Origin of the sequence: Phenylobacterium sp. CCH9-H3 (assembly GCF_001557235.1) — a bacterium.
Lineage (GTDB): Bacteria > Pseudomonadota > Alphaproteobacteria > Caulobacterales > Caulobacteraceae > Phenylobacterium.
Map to the genome: position 1 here is coordinate 1 of NZ_LSJI01000293.1, position 8,027 is coordinate 8,027.

Here is an 8,027-nt window from a genome sequence, read left to right on the forward strand (position 1 = left end):
GCTTCGGTCTGCGCGCGAGCCGCCGCGAGATCCGCCGTTCGGGCGGAGATGACGGGGTCCTGCCGCCGGCTTGCGAACAGCGGCAGGCTCACAGTGACACCGACCGACACCATGTCGCCGAACGCTGGATCACGGCGCTGGTAGGCGGCCTCGAAGGCCCAGTCCGACCGCTTCTCCGCCCTGGCGGCGCTGACGTCCGCCTGGGCGCGGGCCCGCCCGGCCTCAGTCTCCCGCAGGGCCGGGTGGCGGTCCACGCCGGCCGCGAGCGCGGCGGCGTCGAGGGCGAAGGCGGGTGGCGGCCCCTGCGGCTGCGGCGCCGGGTCGCCCACCCAGCGGGCGAGGTCGGCCCGCGCCCTGGCCTCGGCGGCGCGCAGTTCGCTGCGCTGATCGGCCAACTCGGCGCGCCACTGGTCCGCCTCCACCGTCTCGCCCGGACGCGCGCTGCCGGCAGCGAGCCGCGCGGGCAGTGTCTTCCAGAGCGGGTCCAGGGACGCCTCCACCTCCCCGAGGGCCGCCAGCCGACGGCGGGCGTAGTGCAGATCGAGCCAGGCGAGCGCCGCGGCCAGGCGGGCGCCAAGGGCCTCCTGGTCGCGCGACGCTCGCGCCGCGCCGATCTCGGCCTGCGCCAGCGTGCTGCGGGCGCGCCGCTTGGCGGCGTTGGGAACCTCCTGCATGACGCCGATGCGGGCCATGGTCATCTCGTCGGCGTTCAGCCGCCCGGCCATGGGCCCGCTGATCGGCGCGTTCTCGAGTCCGAAGCTGAGGCGGGGGTCGGGCAATTCATTGGCGGCCGGGGCCGCCGCCTGGGCGGCGCGCAGCTGCAGGTCGCGCGCCTGCACGCTCGGCGCGGTCTGGCCCGCCCGGGCGACGGCCTCGTCGAAGGTGAGCGGCCCGGCCTGGGCCGAGGCCGCGGCCGCCCCGCCGACGATCAGCGGGCACAGCCATTTGAGGGGAGACATGCTCCGGGACTCCTGGAATCGAGGCGCTCATGGCGCCGGACGGCGAGCCGGGCTCGGCCCGACGGGGGTCAGGAGGCGAGCGCCCTGGGCGGCCGCAGGATCCCCTCCGGAGGACGGGAATCCACGAGATGGTCCGAGCTGAGGACGTAGCTGATCCGCGTCGCGATCGGCTCGCCAGGTCCCGCTTCGGGCGGGGTGACGGCCGGGGGGCTGGCGTGGCAGGCCATACCGGGCCGGCAGTCGCCAAACCCGGGTGAGGCTGGGTCGTGGTCGTCGCAGCAGTCGAGCGCGCCGACGTTGGCGTCCGCCGCCATGGCGGTCGCGGCGACGCCCGGACCGGAAAGGGCCGCGGGGCCCGCGAGCGCGGGCGGCGCCAGCAGGAGGACGGCCAGGCCGGCCATCAGCGCGACGATCTGCCTAAGGACGCCCATCAAGCCCAACATTCGGCGCCCTGCGCCACCTTCGGTCCACGAAATCTAACACACCCTAGAGGCATCGACGGCGGCGCGCCTTGATGCGGATCAAGCCTCATACGGCGGACGCCGGCGCCAGGGTTCCGAGCCAGGCCACCAGGGCGAGGATCGCCACGCCGGCGCCGGTCTCCACCATGAGGCTGCGGCGGAGCGCCGTCAGAGCCTGGGCGGCAGGCGCGCCGGCCTCCAGGGCCTCGGCCAGGCGCGGCGTCAGCCGGTAGCGGTTTGCGCCCGCCAGCCCGAGCATGAGGAGGAACAGCAGGAGCTTGACGGAGAGCAGGCGGCCATAGTCGCTGGTCCACAGCGCAGAGATCTTCTCCAGGCCCACAAGAAACCAGCTGTTGACCAGTCCGGTGGCCAGCAGCGTCGCGACCGCCCCCGAGCCGATTGCGGCAAAGCCGTGCAGGGCGCGGTGGAGGACCCGTGAGGCGTCGGCCGCGACGGTCCTGGGCCGCCAGAGCAGAATGAGGAACGCGGGCAGGGCGCCCAGCCAGGTGGCGGCAGCCAGCGAATGAAGGAGATCGGCGGCGAGGTGCACGGAGCCGCCCGGACCGTCCGTCGCGGCGCCGTGCCCCATCCAGGCCCAACTCGCCGCCGCGGCGAACCCGAAGACGGCGACAACCCGCCACAGCCACAGGCCGGCGGGAAGCAGGAGCAGGGCCGCCGCGGACAAGGTCGCGGCCGCCGCCCGTACCAGGGCGGCGCGCCCGATGCCGGTGCCGGAGGCCACGAAGCCGAGCGCAGCGGGCTTCAGGCCCTCGGCCAGGGAGCCGGCCATGGTGGCGGTCTGGACCAGCAGGCCCAGCAGCGCGCCTGCGAGGGTAAGGAGCGCCCCGCCCAAGAGCAGCCGTCTCGGCCATGCCAGCGAAGCGGCCGCAAGGGCGCCGTCGCGGGGCAGGGCGTAGAGCAGGAAGAGCGGCGCGCCGAACAGGATCGCCGCGCCCGCGTACTGAGCCAGCCTCAGGAGGACGAGCGCGGCGTCCAGCACGCCTCAGTTCACCTTGAAGGCGACTTCGCCGGTCATCCGGTGGCCGTCCGGGCCGGCCGCATGCCACTGGACCCTGTAGGTCCCCTTCATGAAGGCGCCCTGGGGCGTGCCGGTGATGGTCTTGCCGTCCGCGGACACGGCCGTTGTCACCGGAATCTTCATGTTGTGCTCGACCATGGTCAGGTCGAAGCCGGAGAAAGCGGACACCACCTTCTCGCTGAAGGTCAGGCTGATCGTCTTGGGCGCCGCCACTACGGCGTCGGCGGCGGGCGCAGAGCCCACGAGTTTGGCGTGGGCGGCCGCCTGGCCGGCCATCAAGAGGGCTGCGCCGCCGAGGGCGACCGCGGCGGAAAGGCGAAGTCTGCGGGTCATCGAATGGTCCTGTTGAAGGCGAGGTCGTTAGTTGCCTATACGCGTCGGCGGCGTCCACCCCTCACGGCGTGTGCGGGAAGCCGGCTTTTGGACCGGAACCGATTGGATCACGGGAGCGCGTCAAACTTGGACTCCCGGCCATTCGAAGTTCACCCCGGGGCTCTCCGCCCCGGCGCCTGAACCGGAGCGGTATCGCTAAAGCCGGCGCGCCGGAGCCCGATCCGGGGCCTATGCCGGGGCGCGTGTCGAGCGCCCGGTGCTCCAGAAGCCGATCACCAGCAAGGCTGTCGTCAACAGCTGGGCCAGGAGGCCTTGCAGGGTCGGGTAGAGCCCGAGGATCGCGACGCGCGGAATGCCCGCGAGCGGCCGGACGTCGAGCAGGCCGGCTTCCTGCAGCCCGGCGACGCCCTTGCCGGCGAGAACCACCGCTAGCACCGCCATGAGGATGGAGCTGAGCGCGAAGAACTGTCCGATGGGCAGGCGGCGGCTGTAGGTCAGCAGCACCCAGCTGGCCGCCGCCAGCACGATCGCCGCAGCGGCGACGCCGGCCACCACGGCCGCCGCGCTGCCCTGCGTCCAGAGGGCGGCGAAGAACAGGATGGTCTCGAAGACCTCGCGGTACACGACGAGGAAGGCCAGCAGGAACAGCAGCCAGGCGGAGCGCCCGGATAGCGCGGCGGTTAGCTTGTCGCGTACATAAGCCTGCCAGGCGTCGGCCCGGCTCTTGCTGTGCATCCAGATCCCGACGGAGACCAGCACCGCGGCGGCGATCAGCGAGCCGAAGCCCTCGGTGAGTTCGCGGCTCGCGCCGCTGATCGAGACGAGGTAGGTCGCCGCCATCCAGGTGGCGCCGCCGGCCGCGAGTGCTGCGACCCAGCCCGCATGCACATAGGGCAACACGTCCCTGCGGTTCGCCTTGCGGAGGAACGCCACCATGGCCACGACGATGAGCAGCGCCTCGAGCCCTTCGCGCAGCAGGATCGTGAAGGCGCCGGCGAAGGTCGATACGGCGCTGGCCTGTTCCGGCGCCAGCGCCCGTTCGGCCGCATCGAAGAGGGCCGACAGCTGCTCGGCCTCAGCCCGAACCTCGGCCGGCGGCGCCCCGCTCGAGATCGCGCTGCGCAGCGCCGCCATGCGGGTCTCGATCCGCACCATGAGCGCCTTGTCCCGGGCGGACAGCGCCGGCTCGACCGGTTCGAAGCCGTCGAGGTAGGCGGAAAGCGCCAGCTCGCCGGCCAGGCGTCGGGCGCCGGACTCATAGGCCTCGACGCCCGCCGCCAGCTTGGTGCGCGCCGTCCCCAGGCTGCTGGCGGGCGGCGCGATTGCCGCATCCGGGCTTCGGCGCAGGTGCGCCACGAGCGCCACGGCGCGGTCTTCGCCGACCTTCTCCGCAAGCTGGGCGGGCGTTGACTGGGCCACCGCCAGCAGGTCGGGAAGCTGCGCGTGGAGAACTGGATCCGATCGCCACAGCCGCTCGCCGCGCGCGGCGTCGGCGGGCGGGTAGGCGAACTGACCGACGTAGAAGGCCAGCGCCCACCGGTCGGCGGCCGACAGGCGACCGTAGCTTGCCATGGCGGTGCCGTCGAGCCCCTGGGTGATCACCTGGTAGAGGCCGAACAGGCTGCGCTCCCGCGCACGGCTGCGGTCGGTGAAGTCGATGGGCGGCGGCGCCAGGCCTTTGGCATTGGGCCCATCGCCGCGGCCCGCGGCGCCGTGGCAACCGCTGCATTGCTGCTGATAGACGGCCGCGCCCTGCCGCAGGTCCGGCGGCCGCGCCGGGGCCATCGCCGTCGGATAGGCGGCAAGCACCGCTTCCCCGAGGCTGCGGGCGAGCCCCGCCACATCCGTTGGAGGGGCCTTGCGCGCCACCGCCTGCTGAAGCGCCTCTGCTTCGCGCAGCAGCAGCGGTTGGGCGTTGGTCGGGCGCGCTTCGGCGATCAGCCGCCGTACGGAGGCGGTGAATTCGATCATCTCGGCGTACTCCGCCGCGCTCACGATGCGCCCGTCCTGGACCGCGCCACCGTAGTCCACCGCAACGTAGTCGAGCAGCCGCCAGGCAGTCTGCGAGGCCGGCGTGTCCTGCGCCAGGGCACACGATGAGGCGCCGAGCAGGGCAGCAAGCGTAAGCAAGAGAACGAAAAGCGGGCGCACGGCGGGTCCGGAGATGAGAATGATTATCTGTAGCAGCTTGGCGGAGCCGCGACGAGATGTTCTCAACGCCCTCCTTCAATGACAGGCCGGGGCAAAGACCGTGCAGCTCGAGGATCGCCGACCTCACCTCGAACCCACGCACCGCGGCTACGTCCCGCCAAGTCCAGAGCGTCGCTCGTGGTCTCCTCGCTGCGACCACAGCGGTCGCAGATCAGGAACTGCGCGGTGTAGGGGCGATCCGCCGTCCACCGGGACGCGCTCGCCCGGGCGGACGCTCACCAGGTCGCCGGGGCGGACGTCTGCGATGGGAACCTCGGCCTCGAGCCTCTCGCACCACCCGTGCGGTCTTGGCCTGCAGGGTGATCAGTCGGCGGATGGCCTCGCTGGTGCGCCCCCTTGGCCTGGGCCTCGAACAGTCGTCCGAGCAAGATAGGGATCACGATGACGGCCGCCCCTCGTAGTAGACATGGTTCGCGCCACCGTGCAGCGGGCCGGTCGGCACAGCCGAATGGGCGAAGGCTGCGCTCGCTCCCAGAACCACCCGTTGGCCGCTGCGGATCTGTCAAAAGCTTCCAATAATGGGAAGATTAGGTGAGCTCTGCTAAGCAACCACAGAGCGACATTGACATCATTCCCACCCTTGCAAGACGAAGTCTCCCGAAGTTGGAAGCTGTTCGACTGACTGCATGACGTCTACAAAAGCAGCGCCAGCGGCGGCAGGAACGTTGTGCTTAGCGTTCGGTGAAGAAAGCGGGAATTTTACCGGGACGGTGCACTAAAGGGGCATGGCCTTGCGGATTGACCGTGCTGACCGACACATGTGTGGTCGGAGTTCACAGGATCGTCGCAAAATGCTGCCGGCCGGCGCGGGTTCTTATGTATATACATGACTTGACTCCCTCGTCGTCGCGAACCGAGAACTCGGAAACACGGAGCCGGCGGAACGCGTCGCGGGCCGCTCCGATCGTCCACGAGGGGGTGGCATGAACCAGTTTTCGAAGCGTCGGCTGTTTGCGAGCGCCTGTGTCGCGCTGGCCATGACCGGGACCACCGCGGTGGCCGCCGACGGGGCGGCCGATGGCGCGGCCGACGTGAGCGAAGTGGTCGTCACCGGCAGCCGCATCAAGCGCACCGACATCACCGGCGTCGGTCCGGCCACGGTGGTGACCGAGGAGGCGATCGCCCGCACCGGCGTGGCGAACGTCGAGACCATCCTTCAGCGCCTGCCGGCCTCGGCGGGGAACGCCGGCGGCCAAACCAACGCCTATTGGACCGGCAACGGCTACGGCACCGCCCAGGTGAACCTGCGCGGGATGGGCATCAACCGGACCCTGGTGCTGCTGAACGGCCGCCGCGTCGTCTACGGCGGCACGGGCGCCAACAGCGCGGTCGACCTGAACACCATCCCCGCCGCCATCATCGGCCGCATCGACGTGCTGAAGGACGGCGCCTCGGCGATCTACGGCGCCGACGCGGTGGCTGGCGTGGTCAACATCATCACCCGCAACGACTTCGAAGGAGTCCAGGTCACCGGCAAGTACGGGGTCACCGACGAGGGCGACGGCGAGGAGTACACCGGCGACCTGCTGTGGGGCCTGCGCGGCGAGAAGGGCGGCTTCACCGCGGCGGTGAACTACCAGAAGACCAAGCCCGTCAACATGGCCGACCGCGAGCCCTGCGGCCTGGGCGAAGTCGGCGGCCGGCTGGTCTGCGTGGGCAGCGCCTCGACCATCGGCGGCCGCGCCGTGCTGCCCAACGGCCAGCAGATCAACTTCAACCAGACGCCCGGCGGCAACGGCAACTTCTTCGAGCCCTACAGCGCCGCCAAGCACAACTTCAACTCCAACTCGTTCCTCAACGCGGTGAGCGCCATCGAGCGGATCAGCGTCGGCGTGTTCGGCGACTATGACCTCACCGACGACGTCGAACTGTTCGGCGAGTTCATGTTCACGAACCGCGAGAGCGATCAGATCGCCACGCCGGGCACCCTGCGGAACCTGGTGATCCCGGCCGCCAACCGGACCAATCCCACCGGCCAGCAGATCACCCTCATCCAGCGCCGCCTGGCTGAGCCGGGCCCTCGCCAGTTCTTCCAGGAGACCGACACCTGGCGGCTGGTGGGGGGCCTGCGCGGCAAGTTCGCTGGGGACTGGACCTGGGAAGTGGCCGGCAACTGGGGCAAGACCACCGGCGTCGACGGCTCCACCAACATCGCCAACCTGCAGCGCGTCGGCGAGACCCTCGCCGCCTGTCTGCCGGGCGCCACCACCACGGCCCCTTGCGGCGACTACCTGGGCGCGGGCGACCTGACCCCGCAGGTGCTGAACTACATCCTGGCCACCACCCGCGACAACGGCGGCAACGAGCAGAAGAGCGTCACCGCCGACATCACCGGCACGCTCTTCCAGCTGCCGGCCGGCCCGCTGGCGGTGGCCGCGGGCGCCGTCTACCGCGAGGAGGTCGGCTATCGGAACCCGGACGCCCTGACGGTCCTCGGGGTCGCCAACACCAACCAGCAGCAGCCGATCCGCGGCCAGGTGAAGACCAAGGAAGCCTATGCCGAGCTGTCGGCGCCGCTGCTGGCGGACATGCCGATGGTCGAGCGCCTCGAGCTCAACGCCGCCGCGCGCTACTCGGACTACAACCTGTTCGGGGACAACTGGACCTACAAGCTGGGCCTCGACTGGACGGTGATCGATGGCCTGCGCCTCCGCGCCACCTACGGCACCGGTTTCCGCATCCCGAGCGTCCCCGAACTGTTCGGCGGGGTGGCCGAGGGCAACCTGACCACGACCGATCCGTGCAGCCGCTACTCCACCAGCACCAACGCCACGCTGGTCGCCAACTGCCGCGCCTCCGGCGTGCCGGCCGGCTATGTGCAGCTCGGCAACACGGTGCTGACCACGGTCGGCGGCAATCAGAACCTGCAGCCGGAGAAGTCCGAGAACCTGACCCTCGGCGTAGTGTACCAGCCCACCTATGTGGCCGGTCTCTCGGTGACGGTCGACTACTTCGACATCAAGATCGACGACGCCATCCGCAACATCCCGGGCTCGACGAAGCTGTCGGTCTGCTACGCCAGCG

At 70.7% G+C, this 8,027-nt stretch carries 7 protein-coding genes; 1 reads left to right on the forward strand and 6 read right to left on the reverse strand.

Annotation, left to right across the window (positions count from 1 at the left end; translation table 11 throughout):
* The 6 genes from AX721_RS25730 to AX721_RS28855 form a co-directional block, all read right to left on the reverse strand.
* Nucleotides 1-959, reverse strand: a 959-nt coding sequence (locus AX721_RS25730; RefSeq protein WP_068878814.1) for a TolC family protein, incomplete at its 3' end; no start/stop codon positions are given.
* 68 nt (nt 960-1,027) lie between these two features.
* Nucleotides 1,028-1,390, reverse strand: a complete 363-nt coding sequence (locus AX721_RS25735; protein ID WP_156467380.1) for a hypothetical protein — start codon at nt 1,388-1,390, stop codon at nt 1,028-1,030.
* Nucleotides 1,391-1,487: 97 nt separating this feature from the next.
* Nucleotides 1,488-2,420: a copper homeostasis membrane protein CopD gene (gene copD / locus AX721_RS25740; protein ID WP_068878816.1), complete on the reverse strand. Its 933-nt coding sequence runs from the start codon at nt 2,418-2,420 to the stop codon at nt 1,488-1,490.
* A gap of 3 nt (nt 2,421-2,423) precedes the next feature.
* Nucleotides 2,424-2,792, reverse strand: a complete 369-nt coding sequence (gene copC, locus AX721_RS25745) for a copper homeostasis periplasmic binding protein CopC (RefSeq protein WP_068878817.1) — start codon at nt 2,790-2,792, stop codon at nt 2,424-2,426.
* A 228-nt stretch (nt 2,793-3,020) separates the two neighbouring features.
* A complete protein-coding gene (locus tag AX721_RS25750) occupies nt 3,021-4,943 on the reverse strand; it encodes an FTR1 family protein (RefSeq protein WP_156467381.1) in 1,923 nt (640 codons plus the stop codon).
* 147 nt (nt 4,944-5,090) lie between these two features.
* Complete coding sequence (locus AX721_RS28855) at nt 5,091-5,249, reverse strand: hypothetical protein (protein WP_369808048.1); 159 nt, start codon at nt 5,247-5,249, stop codon at nt 5,091-5,093.
* Nucleotides 5,250-5,926: 677 nt separating this feature from the next.
* Here AX721_RS28855 and AX721_RS25755 point away from each other — a divergent pair.
* Nucleotides 5,927-8,027: TonB-dependent siderophore receptor (locus tag AX721_RS25755; RefSeq protein ID WP_082769893.1), on the forward strand; the 2,101-nt coding region annotated here is incomplete at its 3' end.

Bases quoted from the DNA above. Each gene is read 5' to 3' on its own strand.
- AX721_RS25735 (WP_156467380.1), bottom strand. From the start codon at position 1,390: ATGGGCGTCCTTAGGCAGATCGTCGCGCTGATGGCCGGCCTGGCCGTC.
- copC (WP_068878817.1), bottom strand. From the start codon at position 2,792: ATGACCCGCAGACTTCGCCTTTCCGCCGCGGTCGCCCTCGGCGGCGCA.